Annotated in this window: 11 protein-coding genes; 2 read left to right on the forward strand and 9 right to left on the reverse strand. The window is 42.2% G+C overall.

Features of this window, described 5'->3' with window-relative positions; all coding sequences use genetic code 11:
- Nucleotides 1-22: 22 nt before the first annotated feature.
- Nucleotides 23-1687 (reverse strand): GspE/PulE family protein, encoded by a 1665-nt coding sequence (locus NST74_RS27330; protein WP_341115442.1) that lies wholly within the window; start codon nucleotides 1685-1687, stop codon nucleotides 23-25.
- 375 nt (nucleotides 1688-2062) lie between these two features.
- Between NST74_RS27330 and NST74_RS27335 the strand changes: the two genes are divergently transcribed.
- On the forward strand, nucleotides 2063-6502 hold the full coding sequence (locus NST74_RS27335; protein WP_341115443.1) for a DUF5057 domain-containing protein: 4440 nt from the start codon (nucleotides 2063-2065) through the stop codon (nucleotides 6500-6502).
- A gap of 69 nt (nucleotides 6503-6571) precedes the next feature.
- Here the strand turns inward: NST74_RS27335 and NST74_RS27340 are convergent, their stop codons facing one another.
- From NST74_RS27340 to NST74_RS27350, 3 genes are read right to left on the reverse strand one after another with little or no spacing between them, the layout of a single operon-like run.
- Complete coding sequence (locus NST74_RS27340; RefSeq protein WP_341115444.1) at nucleotides 6572-8368, reverse strand: hypothetical protein; 1797 nt, start codon at nucleotides 8366-8368, stop codon at nucleotides 6572-6574.
- Between the two features lie 13 nt (nucleotides 8369-8381).
- Entirely contained in the window at nucleotides 8382-8927 is a 546-nt protein-coding gene (locus tag NST74_RS27345) for a prepilin-type N-terminal cleavage/methylation domain-containing protein (RefSeq protein WP_341115445.1), read from the reverse strand.
- Nucleotides 8911-9501, reverse strand: a complete 591-nt coding sequence (locus tag NST74_RS27350) for a type II secretion system protein (protein ID WP_339288343.1) — start codon at nucleotides 9499-9501, stop codon at nucleotides 8911-8913. Before NST74_RS27350 ends, NST74_RS27345 begins: the two co-directional genes overlap by 17 nt.
- Nucleotides 9502-9689: 188 nt before the next feature.
- Between NST74_RS27350 and NST74_RS27355 the strand changes: the two genes are divergently transcribed.
- Nucleotides 9690-10478, forward strand: coding sequence for an alpha/beta hydrolase (locus tag NST74_RS27355; RefSeq protein WP_341115446.1), 789 nt, complete (start codon nucleotides 9690-9692; stop codon nucleotides 10476-10478).
- A gap of 136 nt (nucleotides 10479-10614) precedes the next feature.
- On the opposite strand, the gene NST74_RS27360 is transcribed toward NST74_RS27355, so the two are convergent.
- The 5 genes from NST74_RS27360 to NST74_RS27380 form a co-directional block, all read right to left on the reverse strand.
- Nucleotides 10615-11451 carry a phosphoenolpyruvate hydrolase family protein gene (locus tag NST74_RS27360; RefSeq protein WP_341115447.1) on the reverse strand — a complete coding sequence of 279 codons (837 nt, stop codon included), beginning with the start codon at nucleotides 11449-11451 and terminating at the stop codon, nucleotides 10615-10617.
- 41 nt (nucleotides 11452-11492) lie between these two features.
- Complete coding sequence (locus NST74_RS27365) at nucleotides 11493-12701, reverse strand: Tm-1-like ATP-binding domain-containing protein (RefSeq protein WP_042131317.1); 1209 nt, start codon at nucleotides 12699-12701, stop codon at nucleotides 11493-11495.
- A 99-nt stretch (nucleotides 12702-12800) separates the two neighbouring features.
- Nucleotides 12801-14000: a phosphoenolpyruvate hydrolase family protein gene (locus NST74_RS27370; RefSeq protein WP_341115448.1), complete on the reverse strand. Its 1200-nt coding sequence runs from the start codon at nucleotides 13998-14000 to the stop codon at nucleotides 12801-12803.
- A 144-nt stretch (nucleotides 14001-14144) separates the two neighbouring features.
- Nucleotides 14145-15560 (reverse strand): argininosuccinate lyase, encoded by a 1416-nt coding sequence (argH, locus tag NST74_RS27375; RefSeq protein WP_341115449.1) that lies wholly within the window; start codon nucleotides 15558-15560, stop codon nucleotides 14145-14147.
- 94 nt (nucleotides 15561-15654) lie between these two features.
- Nucleotides 15655-16890: an argininosuccinate synthase gene (locus NST74_RS27380; protein ID WP_076297891.1), complete on the reverse strand. Its 1236-nt coding sequence runs from the start codon at nucleotides 16888-16890 to the stop codon at nucleotides 15655-15657.
- Nucleotides 16891-17172 lie beyond the last annotated feature (282 nt).

The following is a 17172-nucleotide window of genomic DNA, read 5'->3' on the forward strand; positions in this document are numbered from 1 at the left end:
AATGCAATTCACCTTATATATCCTAATGTGAGACCGTCTCACGCATGACCTCTTGTAACGTCGTGATTCCCTGACTAACTTTGAGTAGTCCGTCATCCATCAGTTGAACAAGTCCACGCGCTTTTCCTGCGATACGCAGTTCTTCTACCGAAGCGGTGTTCGTAATAAGCTGCCGCAAATGATCGTCAATACTAAGTACCTCATGAATCGCTATTCGGCCACGATAACCGGAACTGCTACAGCTACCACAGCCTCGACCACGATGTAATTCGTCCGCTGGCAGCCCCAAGCTACGTAACATAATCGCTTCCTGCTCAGACGGTTTGTAGGTTTCTTTGCAGTCGGTGCAGATTTTACGAACGAGCCGCTGCGCTACTACACCTATTAGTGAAGAGGCAATCAAGTAAGGCTCCACCCCCATATCTCGCAATCGAGAGACGGAGCTAATCGCATCGTTTGTATGTAAAGTAGACAACACCAGATGACCTGTTAATGAGGCACGAACTGCAATTTCAGCAGTTTCTGCATCCCGTATTTCACCCACCATTACAATATTCGGATCTTGTCGGAGAATCGAACGTAGTCCCGCCGCAAAGGTTAACCCAATAGCCGAGTTTACGTGCACCTGGTTTACGCCCTCCAGCTGGTATTCCACTGGATCTTCAACCGTGATAATATTTGCACTTTCTACATTAAGTTGATTCAGCGCTGAATATAAAGTTGTTGTTTTCCCACTACCTGTAGGTCCAGTGATTAATAGAATTCCATAAGGGCGAGCGATCATTTCCTTAAAAGCTTCCGCATTTCCCTCACTGAATCCCAAAGCATCTACAGATTTGACCCCAGTGCTTAAATCTAGTAACCGCAACACTATCTTCTCTCCGTGCATCGTAGGCAATGAGGATACACGAATATCTACCATTTTGTAATCAAACTGCATTTTGATTCGCCCGTCTTGTGGCAAACGCCGTTCTGCGATATTCAGTCGGGCCATTATTTTCAGACGAGCGGTGATAAAGCCCTGCATCTGCTTAGGGATAATCCGCTCCGTCCGTAAGGTTCCGTCAATCCGATAGCGGATCGTTAGATTATTCTCACCTGGATCCATATGTATATCAGACGCCCGCAGAGCAACAGCCTGCTGAATCATCTGGTTGACCAAACGCACGATTGGAGAGTCCTCGTCTGTAATCTCCGTTTCTTCTATTTCTTCTTGTGTAGGGAGCTCTACTAGCATCTGATTCATAGAATCACGCATCCCATAATGACGCGCAATCGCCCGCTGTAGCTCATCTCTAGTAGAAATAGCAGGTTCGATCCGGAAGCCAGTACTCATTCGCAAATCTTCTATCGCAAAATAATCCAGCGGATCGGCCATCGCAACCATCAGCTTACCTCCTTCTTTCAAGAAGGGAAGCACCTGATAACGCTTAGCCATACTTTCAGGAATAATCTGCGTAATCGCAGGATCAATCTGGTATTTAAATAAACTGACATGCGGAATGCCGAGCTGGAATTCAAGCACTTCAATCAGCTGCTGCTCCGTGATATAGCCTTGAGAGATTAGCAGATCGCCAAGCTTACGCTTGCTTTTACGCTGTTCCGCAAGTGCTTCAAGCAGCTGTTCCTGCGAAATAATATTATTTTCTACCAGCAAATCTCCAAGTCTCTTTTTCGCGATGGCCATGTCCGTTCAGCTCCATATGCCGTTATTGGTTATACCTTTATACCTACTAGATAATGGATAATACTTGGAATAAACGGAGGATAAATTACCAGTTACATTTCTGCAAAATATGAAAATGATTTTTTCCATAATTACGGATTCATCAATTTTGTCAAACTAGCGTATTTTTCAATAGACTTGGGACTTTAGTAATAAATTTATAGGTATATTTCAATAGATTTATGTTGTCTATCAATGCTGAATGTCCTAGAATGTATATAACATAGATTGGATAATTTTACAACGAATTCAGCTGAAAAAGCTGTCGGAAACTAGCATACACAACATACAATTCGACCATATCTACCAATAGTTAACAATCAGGGAGAGATGAACATGAAATTTGCCAGTAACAAAAGGATCTATCTTTTTACAGTAACGATCTTGCTTCTCCTTCTGCTTGTTCTGCCACTCAAAAATCACTTCACGAATGTCGAAGCCAGTTCAAATGATTATCAGATTCGTATGCTTGAGGTTACGGAGAATGGAGTTAGTGAGCTTGCGTCTCTAAAAACGGGAATATCTGGCCTTACCATTGATACGATGAGTATGAAGCGCTTTGTGGCGCTGCGGGATGATCTGGATGGAAGATACGATGCGATTTATATCGGGAAGGGGACTTACAGTACGAGTGGGGTTTCTGGAAAAGACCATAATACCAAATTAGTCATGAACGACATAACTAATCTAAAAGCTAAAGAAATTACCGATTATTTTATTAATAAAGGGCTTTACGTAATTTTCCACAAGCAGCCCTTCTCAACTCCAACACAAAACGGAATTTTATATAAGACCTTTAATACATACCAGGCATTAACTCCAAAATCTAATGTTCTATTCTTTAATGATTCTGAGTTAAATACCTTTATCTCTGAATTGAAAAAAAGTAATTCTACTTATTTGTCCAAAATGAAGCAAAGACCTCAACTAGAGATTACTAACAAGAGTCAAATTATCGAATACGGTTCTACTGTACCCAAGATCTATACGCCTGGCGACGAGCTCACGTTCAAGTTCAATGTTTCAAATGTTAATTTAGGAACGAACCCTATACTTGTTAAGCTCTATCTGGGCTTAGATAAGTCCACAAAAATGACTGAAGATCAAGTCGTTGCAACCACCTCCTTAAGTACTTCGACAACCGGAGAAATAAAATACAAACTTCCCAAGACTTATTCAGGCCTACTTTATTGGAAGCTAGAAGCAGTAGATTCTCTGAATCAAAAATCTCTAAGCGATTTCACTATCGGTACTATTCAATTTAAGGGCAAGAAGACAGTGGTCAATGTATTGCAGATCTTACCAGATGGAAATAATGACAGCAAACTTATTAATAATGAATTAGTTATGGATCCTAGCTATCTACAAAACGTATCTAAGGACTACGAACTAGTTATCGAAACAAAATCAATGACTCAGTTCAATGAATACATTAAAAGTAAGGAAAACTCTACTCCAAAATACGGCTTGAATGGCACATATGATATGCTCCTGTTTGGATTCCGGGATGTATACAATGAAAAAGCTCTAATTGATGAGCTCTCCTCGAATGCTGTATTAAATTTCATCAATGATACCAAGCAAAGTGTTATGTTCACTCACGATACTATTTATATTGCCAGCAACAACAAGAGTAGCCAATGGATTAATAAGTTCCAAGGAATCACAGGTCAAACCAGCCCTCAAACCAATTTGGGCTTAAATGCTCCGAGTACATCAACCTCTGTTACTCCTGTGAACGATGGATTGCTAACTCAATATCCTTTTAATTTAAGCGAGCAAGATGATAAGAATAAGGTAGCCAACACACATAATCAATACTTTACCCTTGACTTAGAAGATTCCACTGTCATTCCTTGGTACAACATTACTGGAAGTAATCGGGATATTAACGACAGCTGGAACCACTACTATACGTACTCTAAAGGGAGTGTAACTTACTCAGGAACCGGACACATCATCGGAACATCTTATAATAGAACTCAAGCAACCTCTTTCCCAAAATGGGAACAAAAGTTGTTCGTAAACACGATGTACCGTGCATTTACAGGTGCCAATCATGCTCCAGAAATTACTGTGCATACACCTATGGACAAAAGCATTAAACCTTCTTACCAGAACCAACTGGTCGTCAGCTATACAGTCGATGACTGGGATTTGAAAGACAAGAACCTATTTACCAGTATTAAGTTTAAACAAAACGATAATGTAATTACCGGCTATACAATGAACGAGAAAGCAATTTTATCTGGAGAGACCGTTACGCAAACTTTTAACAATCCTCTTCCTGCAGGGGGAAATCTTCAAATTGAGATTACTGCCAGGGACAGACAAGGTGCAATCTCTACTAAAACTATAAATGTAAACGTTCAAAAAATCGAATCAAACCTTACGATTCAACGTACACAGTCTAACTCTACTGTTGAAAAAGGGAATCCGATCACTTTTACGTACACAGTAACGCCAAACGCTGTTCCTTATCTTGCTGTTGATCCAGGTGAGCAAGGGATTGAAGATCTAGTGATCTCAAACGTTCAATTTGAAGAGAAATTTCCGCCTAATCTGGAATTTAGTGATCCTCTTCCAGAAGGCATGAGTAAAAGCGGTACTTTAAGCGAGGGATATACTCTATCTAAAAATTTAGGGAACATTAACTATAAGTTAACAGAAAGTAACAACGTCAAATCTTATACACCAATAAACAATTCTGCTAACACTTTTAGTCTTACTGCAATTCCACAAGAAAAGAAGACATACCTATTGGATAATTCTAAGATTTATTATGATGAGATCCATGCAGCGACATCTTCATTCCCTGGATCCAATGCTCCAGTCTCATCACTGGGCATAGCTAATGATTATTCAATCTTTATGCTTGAGAACATTGATTTCCCAAACAATGGATTCACAAATAATTGGCGTATAGCAGCAGGTGGGAATATAAATATTGCATCATTTAGTTTAGGAGGTTCATTAACAAATGCCGATACTACTGCAACTGTTGTGGCAGGTAGAAACTTGACCTTAAATGGTGGTTCAATGAAAGGGATGGCCTATTACGGTGGCAATATAACGGCTCCAGCCTACCTTATTAATCAAACTCAGCATAAAGACAACTATATTGATTTTGCTGAGGTTGGGAAAAAACTTAAAAATCGTTCATTGTATTATGCAGCATTACCGGAGACGTCCAAATCAACCGATCTGTATCAGACCATTACTCTAAAGGGAACCGATCCTAAACTTAACATATTTCATTTAAATCCAACCAATGGAAGTATTAATAGCCTGAGCATTGATACTCCAAGCACTTCCACTACTGTTGTCAATATTTCCGGGGAAAATGTAACCATCAGCAATGGCACCAACACCCTTACAGGTGTAAGCAGTAAAAACGTGTTATACAATTTTTATGAAGCAACATCATTTAGCCTACGCGGATACAAATTATATGGTACTGTTCTGGCTCCATTAGCAAATATATCTTTCACTGGTGATATTGTTGGCTCATTTATCGGAAAATCAATCTCAGGTTATAATGGTGGGCACAGTATCGATCTGTCTCCATTCACCGGAGATTTACCGAACCCTACACCAGTCACCCGAGAACGGGTAACAATAAGTTTCTCTCCGATTTCCTTTGAAGCTATCGTTAAAGTAGCGAACATTCAACTTCAAGATACAGTGATTCGGATAGATAGTGAACTGAAACTGCTACCTGTCATAACACCTGAAGATGCCAACAACAAAGAAGTCAGTTGGTTGTCTAAACAGTCGGATATAGTCTCTATTAGTGACACCGGAGTAATAAGAGGTCTAAAAGCCGGAGAAGCAACATTAGTGGTTACAGCTAGAGATGTAAGAAGCGATGGTAGCCACGTCTTTACTACTGCAAAAGTAAAAGTCGTTTCAGCTGATTTAACGATTACAGGAGCTAAGGACGCTATAGTCGGTGAGAAAGTTCCCTTCGAAGCTAGTTATGAGCCCTTTGATGAAACCATAATTGGCTACGAATGGTCCATCAAACCAGGGGCGAATTCAGCCAATGCTACAATAACTAAAAATACCGATCCATCTATTGGAAGTAAAGCAACCCTGCTGGCTAATCGATCTGGATCAGTGACAATTGTGGCCACAGTCAAAACTGATCGGAAGCCTAACGGTGCTATCTATTCAAAAGAACATACCGTTACAATTACAAATCCTGTTCGTGAGATACAAATTAATGGGGATTCTTTTGTAAACATCGGAAATGAAATACCGTTAAATGTGTCTGTCGTTCAACCTGTAGAGAATTCCGATCCGGTTGAATACGTATGGAGCCTGGAAGGGGATGGAAGTAATTATGCAACATACGTCCCTACCCCTGATAACAAAACTATAAAGTTAAAGGGCAACGTGTTTACCAAATCAGTCAAGGTCAAAGTGATTGTAAAAGGATCCTCCCCTGTTATTGAAGCCTTTAAAGAAATAGCAATTGGTGTTAAATTAACTAACCTATCCTTACCCGCGCCATTCAAAATAGGAGTTGGACCGGATAATTCCAGAGATTTATTTAATAACGGTCTTGTACTTTGGCCAGAAAGCTTAATCAAAAATGACTTTAAAGATAAACTCCTCTGGACAAGCAGCAACATAGCCATCCTGACGGTTTCAGGTGATGGTAAAATAACCGGTCTAAAGAAGGGGAAAGCCACTATTACTGTTTTGTATATTGAAGACCCTAAAATTCAAGCCTCTGTAGAGGTAATTGTAGAGAACGAAGATCGTTACTAAAAAGGCAAAACCCCCGAGTCGCAAAGATACTGCGACTCGGGGGTTTTATATTCCACATTTTATCAAACGCTACTCCAACTGCATGTCTTCTACGCTAATATTCACTGTCTTCACACGGGGAAGTCCGGCCTTCTGATCTTCAAAGATCTGATCGTTATAAGCTGCTTTGAACCGGATCAAATTGCTGTTGCTGTCTATTACAATATTATTATCTTTGCCTACAGCTGTTCCCCGTACAGCATTTATAGTAAGATTCCCCTTTGCAAAGAATCCTCCGCTAAGCGAGAATATAGATCCTACACCATATAAATCCGCATCCGAATCAGTATAGAAAAAAGCATCTAACTGAGTAGGAGTGTTACTGAAGGCGGCCAAACGATTAATAAGTATTGGACCACGGGAGATCAATACTAGTTCCTTACCATCCAATCCTTGAAGTGTTGCATCTTCTACCAATGTAGTATGTTCGGGAATTCCATTAATAGTCGAGGGTTCTTTAAATACAAACATAGTGGAATCAATTTGAACATTCCCCCGAATTTCTACCTTTCCAGTCACCAAAATATTCGCTCGTATCTGTACTGGTTTTTCATTACCATAGTTATCAACGATTAGATTTCCGTCTACAATGAGCCACTTACGGGATGACGTTGAGTTTTTGTCTTCTTCTGAGTATAAGACACCCGGAAAGTCATCACTGCCGTCCAGATCCAGATTTCCATTATAAATAACAGATTTGGTTGGATGCTTTATAGTGTTTAACTTTTTAGTATATTCCCTCATTTCCTCCTTATAATCCTTCTGAGCCTCAGGCGAATCATCCCTTAGAATTGGCTTGATTAAGCCAATCTGATCAATAGCGTCAAAATTATATAGATTCATACCCGCTAAATAGGATGCTAGTTTGCCTTCAGCAAGCTTATTTCGAATCGTAGTTCTGTCAGCCCCTGCCCCTATTGCTTCCGCCACTTTATCCACAAATGAACCCTCAACATTAACTTCTACGAATGTACGACGATTTCTAATTTCCACCTTATCTTGAGGGATTTTCCCAGTCATGGAGGTTTCTTTAGTAATTTCAGAAGCCTTCAACTCACTTTTACCTTCCTCTCGATATATCAGCTTATCAAGAGATTGAACATGCGCCTCACCATCTATTTCAAAGGGACTTGATACAAGTGTATGGAATTTTTTCTTATACGTGTACTCAGCCTTGTCGCTGATAATTAGTATGTCTCCTGCGTAAATGTTCCCAATAATTAAGGGTGCTCCATTAATCGCAAGATTCTTCTCTGACCCAATAGTGTATTTAAGAAAATCTGGAAAAGTGTCTATAAACACCCTTTGCTTAAGATTACGCTTGACCCCGTTAACCTCAGCCTCCGAGTTGATAGTCACTATGTATTTGACCAACGTTCCTGTTCCAATCGTCCCCTCTACCGCATATGTAATTCCACTTATTTTCCCAGCTGCGTTTGCCAAATCAGTACTTGTCTTAAGACCTGCTGAAAGTGTATCTGGAAGTGTAGTTGGAAGTGCAGTCAAAAAATTCTTTATGGACTGATCCAGTTCTGCTTGGCTAATATCTATATTACTCTCTATTTTTTTATTTAAGCTCGATGTAATATACGCCACAGCCTCATCAAGTGTTTTTTCAGCTAAGTGTAGACTTTGCACATCATTTTTACGCATCTCCGTCCGCTGTGCACCGCCCACTGTAGCACTAAGTACACTTAAACCGAGAATAGTAAGAATCAGTACAATGAACATGACCAGTACAAGTGCCGAGCCTCTCTCTTCTTTTAAGCATTGCAAACTAGTATGAGCTATTCTGACGCGGATAGACCGGGATGATTGTCCTGTCATTATGTGATTCCTCCTAAAACCCAAATTTGCTCACCATCTCCATATCATATGTCCTTCCATCGTAATGCTGAGTTAAAAGTAGTTTTATATCAACCAGTCCGCTTCTACAAGGTACATTAACCTTGCAACCCGTACCATTAGAATTGGTAGAAACAATCGTAGAACCAGAAAGATCGGAATGAATTGCGGTACGAGGATCGTTTATGACACTATTAATGGTAAGTGTGGTAATGCCACCTTCCCCGCCCTCAGAAGTAACAAATTGAATAGTCCGCGTAGATATCACACCATCTGAATCCTTTATCAGATTTAATCCATCTGTCGTATTCTCCACTCTAGTTGGTCCGAATACATATAATTCATTGATGATAGATGACATAATCAAATCAGCTTCCTCACGAAGTGAGTTCTCAATCGTTATTTTATGATAGCTGCGGAAACCGAACATCATCACCATAGAGAGCATTCCTGCAACCATAGCGAAGAGGGTAATCGCGGCGATCATCTCAATCAGTGTGAAGCCCTGCTGGTATTTTAGGCGGTCAGCGAATCTTCTCATCCGTAATATATCCCTCCACCACCGTAGTATAAGCTGTTCCACCAGGCCCACCATTACCACTAACTTTCACCTCGACAGGGATAAGATACGGTGCCATCTCGCTCTTGCGGGTATCTACCCCTCCACCACTATTCTTTCCTTCCTGCATCTCCTGATGTAATTGAAACTGGTATCGAATATTAATCTCATATTTGATGTTGTTAACGACTGGATTTAATACATCTGGTAAAGCTCCACCATTTACAAAACTATTGCTATAAACACATGTTATAGTCGTCGTGCACTCAGAAGCCTTAATCATGGGCAGTTCCTCACCTGCATCTACAATCATCTTATGCTTTAATGGATCTGTTACAAAAAAATTACTCATTTCCTCAAAATCCTGCTTCTCCACATAAAACAGCGCGTTCCGCGCCAGATTGACCATAATCGTCTTGTTCTGGTTCGATTTAGAGTAACTCATGGCGTTTGTAAAGTAAGACGTAAGCACCAGTGATACTATCGACAAAATCACAATAGCGGCCAGCACTTCGATCAAAGTAAAACCTTTTTCCTGCTTTAGGCCCGATTTCATCCTACTTTTTGCCTCCCGCCTATGAAAATAATTTCGTATTTGCACGTTTCTTCCTTATTTTTCTACTTCCATTATATTCTCTCATATCTAGGTACAGCAATCCTCAAAATCCTTATAATTCAGATATTTCTACAATATCTCTCACTTTTTCTATGTGCTATTATTTGGAGAGAGAGGGGATGGATGAAATGGCTTTAATAGAGTGTAAATTTTATTCGGAAGTACTAGGTTTGAATACCTCAATGACTGTAATTTTACCGCAAAAAACAACCACACAAATCGGTATGAGCAACGTAACAAGGGGAGAACTACATCCTACATTGTATTTGCTGCATGGTTTGTCCGACGATGATTCGATCTGGCTTCGCCGGACTTCGATAGAACGATATGTAGCAGAGATGGGAATAGCTGTAGTTATGCCGAATGTGCATCGCAGTTTCTATACGGATATGGCGGTTGGCGGTCGTTATTGGACCTTTATTAGTGAGGAGTTGCCTATGCTTGCGCGCTCATTCTTCCCATTGTCAGATAAACGCGAGGATAACTTTGTAGCCGGGTTGTCGATGGGTGGTTATGGAGCGATTAAGCTGGCACTGCGGAAACCGGAGGCTTTTGCGGCGGCGGCAAGTCTGTCGGGCGCACTTGATATGGCGCATAATTTTATAAACTTTGAGGATCCTACCGTCAAAACCAAAGAATACGAAATGATCTTCGGAACAGAAGATATCGCCGGTACGCCCGAAGACCTGCTATGGCTGCTTGAGGAAGTGAACCGCTCCACGGGACCGAAACCAGCGCTGTATCAATGCTGTGGCACAGAAGATTTCCTGTACACAGATAACTTGAAATTCCGCGATGCGTGCCGAGCAACCTCCCTGGACCTCACCTACGATGAAGGCCCGGGTACACATGAATGGGGATATTGGGATGCCAAAATCCGCGATATATTGGCTTGGCTGCCGTTGAGTAATAATTAGCTTCTTCTAATAGACAACAAAAAAGGTGCAGCTATAAGCTACACCTTAATTCTATACTACTCAGATTGCCCTCTCCGGAGGGTTCTTTTATTTCTCGATTAATGGCTTACCGTCCTTATAGGGACGCCGAAGGCAATTATGCTTGTTTGGTGATATTTTTAAATAGAACTGTCTGATCTTTAATTCCTTTTTCAGCAGCAAATCTTTCAATACTCGAGGCACCAAAGAATCCGTCTATACCTTCTGTCCGTTCAATTACATACGCAGCATCTTCTGGTTCAGCAATCGGTCCACCATGACAAATCACCATAATATCTGGATTTACTGCTTTCCCTGCTTTAATAATCGCTTCAATTCTTTCTACACAATCATCCAATGTCAGAGCGGTCTTAGCTCCAATTGTACCTTTGGTAGTCAATCCCATATGCGCTACCAAAATATCTGCGCCTGCTTCTGCCATCGCTTTTGCTTGATCAGGATCAAATACGTAAGGAGTTGTGAGCATATCCAATTCATGCGCTGCTCTAATCATATCTACTTCTAAACCATATCCCATCCCGGTCTCTTCAAGGTTCTGTCTGAATACGCCATCGATCAAACCAACGGTTGGGAAGTTTTGCACGCCGCTAAAGCCTTGATCCTTAAGCCCCTTCAAATACACCTCCATCACTCTAAAAGGATCTGTTCCACATACGCCTGCTAGAACAGGAGTATTTTTCACAACAGGTAATACTTCAGAGCCCATTTCGACTACGATTTGGTTGGCGTCTCCATAAGATAGTAGCCCTGCCAATGATCCACGACCTGCCATTCTGTATCTACCTGAATTATAAACAATCAGCATATCCGCTCCGCCAGCTTCACTGCTTTTTGCAGTAATCCCTGTACCGGCTCCCACGCCTAAAAGAATCTTTCCATTTGCTACTTCTTCTCTAAACTTCGCCATGATTTCAGTTCTTGTATTTTTGTTCATGTGTAACGCCTCCATCATTATTTAAATGTTCTGTGTTAGTGTTATTTGCTCATGAGATCTATTAGCTTCTGCGCTGCTGCTTCTGCAAACTCTACATCATTAATGGCACAATCCATTTCGATAACCTCGACAACATTCCGGTTCACACCATTTCTCAAGGTATCAAATAACATTTGATCTTCCTCTACACCGTAAAAAGCTTCCCCTGCAACATCAATGCCCGATATCCCTTTAAGCGGCAACATTAACACCGTTTTCTCTTTGGCCATATTTAATTTCTCGACAAGTTTTTTGCCGATAGCTTCATTCTCTTCTACTGTTGTTCTCATCAAAGTAACTGTAGGGTTATGCTTATAGAACTTATGTCCAGCAAATTTCTCGGGTACCGTATCATAAGGGCCAAAGTTACACATATCAAGGGCACCTACCGACACAACCTGTGGAATATGATGTTTACCAGCAGCTTCTAACCGATGAGGTCCAGCATTTAGCACACCACCAATAATTTCGTCCGCCCATTCTGTTGTGGTCAGATCCAATACACCTTCAATAAAACCAGCCTCGATTAGCGCTTCCATGGACTGGCCACCTACACCTGTTGCATGGAATACAAGCACCTCATATCCTCTAGCTTCAAGATAGTTACGGGCTGCCGTCACACAGGGAGTTGTTACCCCAAACATTGTTGTAGCTACTAATGGTTTTTTCTCTATCACTTGTTTATTCTCAAATTTAAGCATTCCGGCGATGGCGAAGGCTGCATTGGTAAAAATCTTTGTTGAAATGGAGTTCAGTCCAGCAACGTCTACTACGGAAGGCATCATGACAATATCACTAGTGCCTACATATGGGGCAGTATTCCCAGAAGCTACGGTCGAAACCATCACTTTTGGTACACCAATAGGTAATGCCCGCATACCAGGGGTTACAAGTGAAGTCCCTCCAGTACCCCCAAAGGAGATAATCCCATCAAATTTGCCTTGCTTATATAATTCAGGTACTAATTTTTCCATACCTTTGGCTAATAATTCTGTCGCTAATGCTCTATCCTTCTTGGCAACGAGCTCATCTATACTTACACCCGCGGCTGCTGCTACTTCACGGTTAGAGATATCCGGTGTAAAAGTGGGTTCAAACACACCCGTATGAATCGTAAACGTACCTAGCTCCAAGCTTTCCAGCAAATTTTTAATGTAGAGATATTCTTCACCCTTGGTGTCAAAAGTTCCGGCAATGGCAATCGTCTTCATTTCTTCAACCTCCTCTTCAAATATCTACAACAAAAAAGCATGATCAACTTATGAGTTAATCATACTTCTTTGAATTATGAATGAAAACGCTTTTATGTCTTATGTTTTTGTGTTTATGTTAGATTTATATTGTTTTGGAGAGAACCCTTTGTACTTCTTAAACATTTTGCTAAACTGCGCATAATCTTGATATCCAACTAATGGCGCTAGCTCAGATAACTGGATAGGGTCTCTATGTAATATTTCCGCTGCCTTATCCATCCGAAATTGTACGAGATACGTTTGAAAGCTGCAGCCAACTTTTTTGGTAAACAAACTACTTAAGTAACTTCGGGATACATGCGCCACCTTAGCTAAATCTGCAAACAAAATCTCATTCATATAATTTTGAGCTACGTATTCTTTTACAAATTCAACATAATCATAGTGCTTTGTAATGCCGTCTAACATTTTCACCATAAAATCATCTTCATCCAGCGTCCCCGACACTTTAAAAGCTTTGGTTATATTTGTGATGGACTTCTCCGATGGAATTCTTTCAAAAGCAGAGCCCCCGATGTACCCCATCAGGTTTTGATTATTACTGTACATATACTGCACATCGATCGGCGTTTTCACGGGACCACCATACACCAATTTAATTAAATCTGGCTTTAACGCATTGCATGTATTAAAAATCTTGTCAGCCTTAGCCTTGGCGGCTTCCAGAGAGAATACTTTTTTGGCTCCTAATAATCCCCCTTCGGTTAAGCCTAGATGTGCACAAATAATATCCGCTCCAGCCTCGATCATCTGAGCAGCTTGAATTTCGTCAAATACAAAGGCTATGGTAAACAAATCTTTTTCATGGGCGATCCTTATAGCTTCTACTTCGAGTAGATAACCATTCCCCTCTTCTTCGAGTGCTTCTCCAAATTGACCATCTATTAATCCGACCGTGGGGTAATTATTAATTCCGGAAAATCCCTTATTCTTTATTTCACTAATATAGCTCTCCATATCTTTTGTCGGATCGGTTGCATTGAGTCCAAAAATAATAGGAATATCTCTTACCAGAGGGATGATTTCCCTAGACGCAAAGTCCATCACCATATCATTGCTATTGCAAAATGGCAAAATCCCAGCGAGAGAACTCCTCCCCATCTGGCGGAATTTACCCGAATTTAACATCAGAAGAAAATCAGCGCCACCCTGCTTCGCATACTTTGCCGTTATTCCAGCACCTGTGGCTACTCCGATAATATGATTGCCCAGTTTTAATTGCGATCTAAGCTCGTCTAGGATCTGCTCTCTACTCATACTTACGAACCCTCCAATCCCTAATTTAAGGATAACCGTAAAGAGCACTGTGAATCCAGTTGTGTTGTACTTAAAGCCCCATTAGATAAAAAATCTCGCCTGCGACCTATAAAAGTCTGAGGCGAGATTTGGTATTGATACGGTTTACAAAATAGCTTCACCGTGTTTTACTACCCATTCATTAGCTTCCTGCAGCGCCTGCTCCGCGCGTTCGATCGCAGCCTTCACCTGAACGGTGGCTGTGCCGCCATAAACGTTACGGGCGTTAACTACAGCTTCCGGTTGAAGAACAGCATAGATATTCTCGTCGAACAGCGGTGAGAATTGCTTGAACTCTTCCAACGTCAGATCCAGCAGGAACTTGCCTTCGTTAATGCAGTAGAGCACTGTTTTTCCGATTACTTCATGTGCTTGGCGGAAAGGAAGACCTTTGCCTACCAAGAAGTCGGCGATATCCGTTGCATTCGAGAAGTCCGTGTTCACGGCTTCACGCATACGTCCCTTGTTCACCTTCATGGTGGAGATCATCGGCGCGAACAATTGCAGTGCACCAGTCAGTGTAGTAACAGTATCGAACATGCCTTCTTTGTCTTCCTGCATATCCTTGTTGTACGCCAGTGGCAAAGATTTGAGCACGGTCAGCAAGCCAATCAGGTTGCCGTAAACCCGGCCTGTTTTGCCACGTACCAGTTCTGGTACGTCCGGGTTCTTCTTCTGTGGCATAATGCTGCTGCCTGTGCAGAAAGCGTCATCCAGTTCCACAAAGCTGAACTCTGTGCTACTCCACAGTACCAATTCCTCACTGAGTCTGGATAGATGTGTCATAACAAGCGCTGCATTTGCCAAGAACTCGACGATGAAATCGCGGTCGCTGACAGCATCCAGACTGTTCTCGTACACACTGTCAAAGCCCAACTGTTCCGCTACAAAATGGCGATCGATCGGGAAGGTTGTACCAGCAAGTGCGCCTGCTCCGAGTGGCAGCACGTTGATCCGTTTGTAGCTGTCTGTCAGACGTTCTGCATCGCGGCGGAACATGGAGACGTAAGCCAACAAGTGGTGAGCAAACAGGATCGGTTGTGCCCGCTGCAAATGCGTGTAACCAGGGATGATCGTCTCTACATTATCTTTGGCTTGTTCAATCAAAGCTTCCTGTAATTCATGCAGCAAGCTAACTAGCTCAACTACACGGCCCCGCAGGTAAAGGTGCATATCCGTTGCCACCTGATCGTTACGGCTACGTCCAGTGTGCAGTTTACCACCGACCGGACCGATTTCCTCGATCAGATGTTTTTCAATATTCATATGGATGTCTTCATCCGCTACGGAGAAAACAACCTCTCCAGCGTTAACCTTGTCCAATACTTTGTTCAGACCTTGCTTAATCGTCTCCACATCTTCTTGTGGAAGGATTCCGCATTTGCCCAGCATTGTGACATGCGCCAGACTACCTTGTACATCTTCTTTGGCCAAAGCCTTATCAAATCCAATGGAAGCCGTATATTCCTCCACCAGCTTGTTTGTTCCTTTAGTAAACCGTCCGCCCCAAAGCTTGCTCACCTATAGTTTCCTCCTCTTGGACGCCAGAGGGCCGCTCCTATCCTGACGGGAGGAACGGCCTTCGGGGTTGCCCGTTTAAGTTTATGTTATCGTACTATTTCGAAGCTCCATTTACACCTGTAGAAACCTTAAGGCGCAATGCGTTCAAGTGGATAAAACCAGTTGCATCCCCTTGATCATAAGCTTGTGTAGGATCAGCTTCCATCGTTGCAATTTCAGGGTTGTACAGGCTGACTGGGCTCTTCACTCCAGCGCCGATGATGTTGCCTTTGTACAATTTAAGACGAACAGTACCCGTTACATTTTGTTGGCTCTGTGTTACAAGAGCTTGCAGTGCAATACGCTCTGGAGCGAACCAGAAACCGTTATACACCAAAGTGCTGTAACGAGTGATCAGGCTATCACGCAGGTTCATCACTTCACGGTCCATCGTGATGGACTCCATTTTGCGATGAGCGACGAACAGGATTGTTCCACCCGGAGTCTCATATACGCCGCGGCTCTTCATGCCGACAAAACGGTTCTCAACCATATCCACACGTCCGATACCGTGTTTACCGCCTAGCTCGTTCAGTTTCTCCATCACTTGAAGTGGAGTTAAGGACTCACCATTCAGGGCTACGCAGTCTCCCTTAACGAAATCGAGTTCTAAATATTCCGCTTCATCCGGAGCATCCTCAGGAGCGTTGCTCAGCAGGAACATTCCTTTGTTCTCTGGTGCACTTGGATCGAACCAAGGATCTTCCAATACGCCGCTCTCATAGCTGATATGCAGCAGGTTACGGTCCATCGAATACGGCTTCGCCGCAGAGGCTTGTACCGGAATATCATTAGCTTCCGCATAAGCGATCATTTCCGCACGACCCGGGAATTGATTGCGGAACTCTTCCAGACGCCAAGGTGCGATCACCTTGATGTTCGGAGCCAATGCAGCTACACCAAGCTCGAAACGCACTTGGTCATTCCCTTTGCCTGTCGCGCCGTGCGCGATAGCCGTTGCGCCTTCTGCGATGGCGATATCCACCATGCGCTTAGCGATCAGTGGACGAGCAATACTAGTTCCGAGCAAGTATTGACCTTCATAAAGCGCGCCGGATTGGAACATTGGATAGATGAAATCGCTAGCGAATTCATCACGCAGGTCGTCGATGTATACCTTCGAAGCGCCAGTAGCGAGCGCTTTTTCTTCCAGACCGTCGAGCTCTTCCTTTTGGCCGATATCGGCAGTGAAGGCAATGATCTCCGCGTCATAAGTTTCTTTAAGCCATTTCAAAATAACGGATGTATCTAGTCCGCCGGAGTAGGCGAGTACAATTTTTTCTTTAGCCATGGTGTGGCAACTTCCTTTCGTGTGGGCTATATAAATTAAAATAACCGTGCTCTCGCTAGCACTTTAACGATTAATCGCAACTACGCTGAATGTTTGGACTTCCGGTCGCTGTTATCATCAGATTTCTTTTATTTCAAACCGCATTATGCGAGATGAAATCTGATGATAAAGGCGAACGCTACGCTCCTACAGTTCCAAAAATTCCGCTCCATTACTCTATCGTCCAAAACCTAACTTCGCTCAACATTAATTCAATTTATATAGTGATTTATATTTTATATT

The organism is Paenibacillus sp. FSL F4-0125 (assembly GCF_038008565.1).
Classification (GTDB): domain Bacteria; phylum Bacillota; class Bacilli; order Paenibacillales; family Paenibacillaceae; genus Paenibacillus_AQ.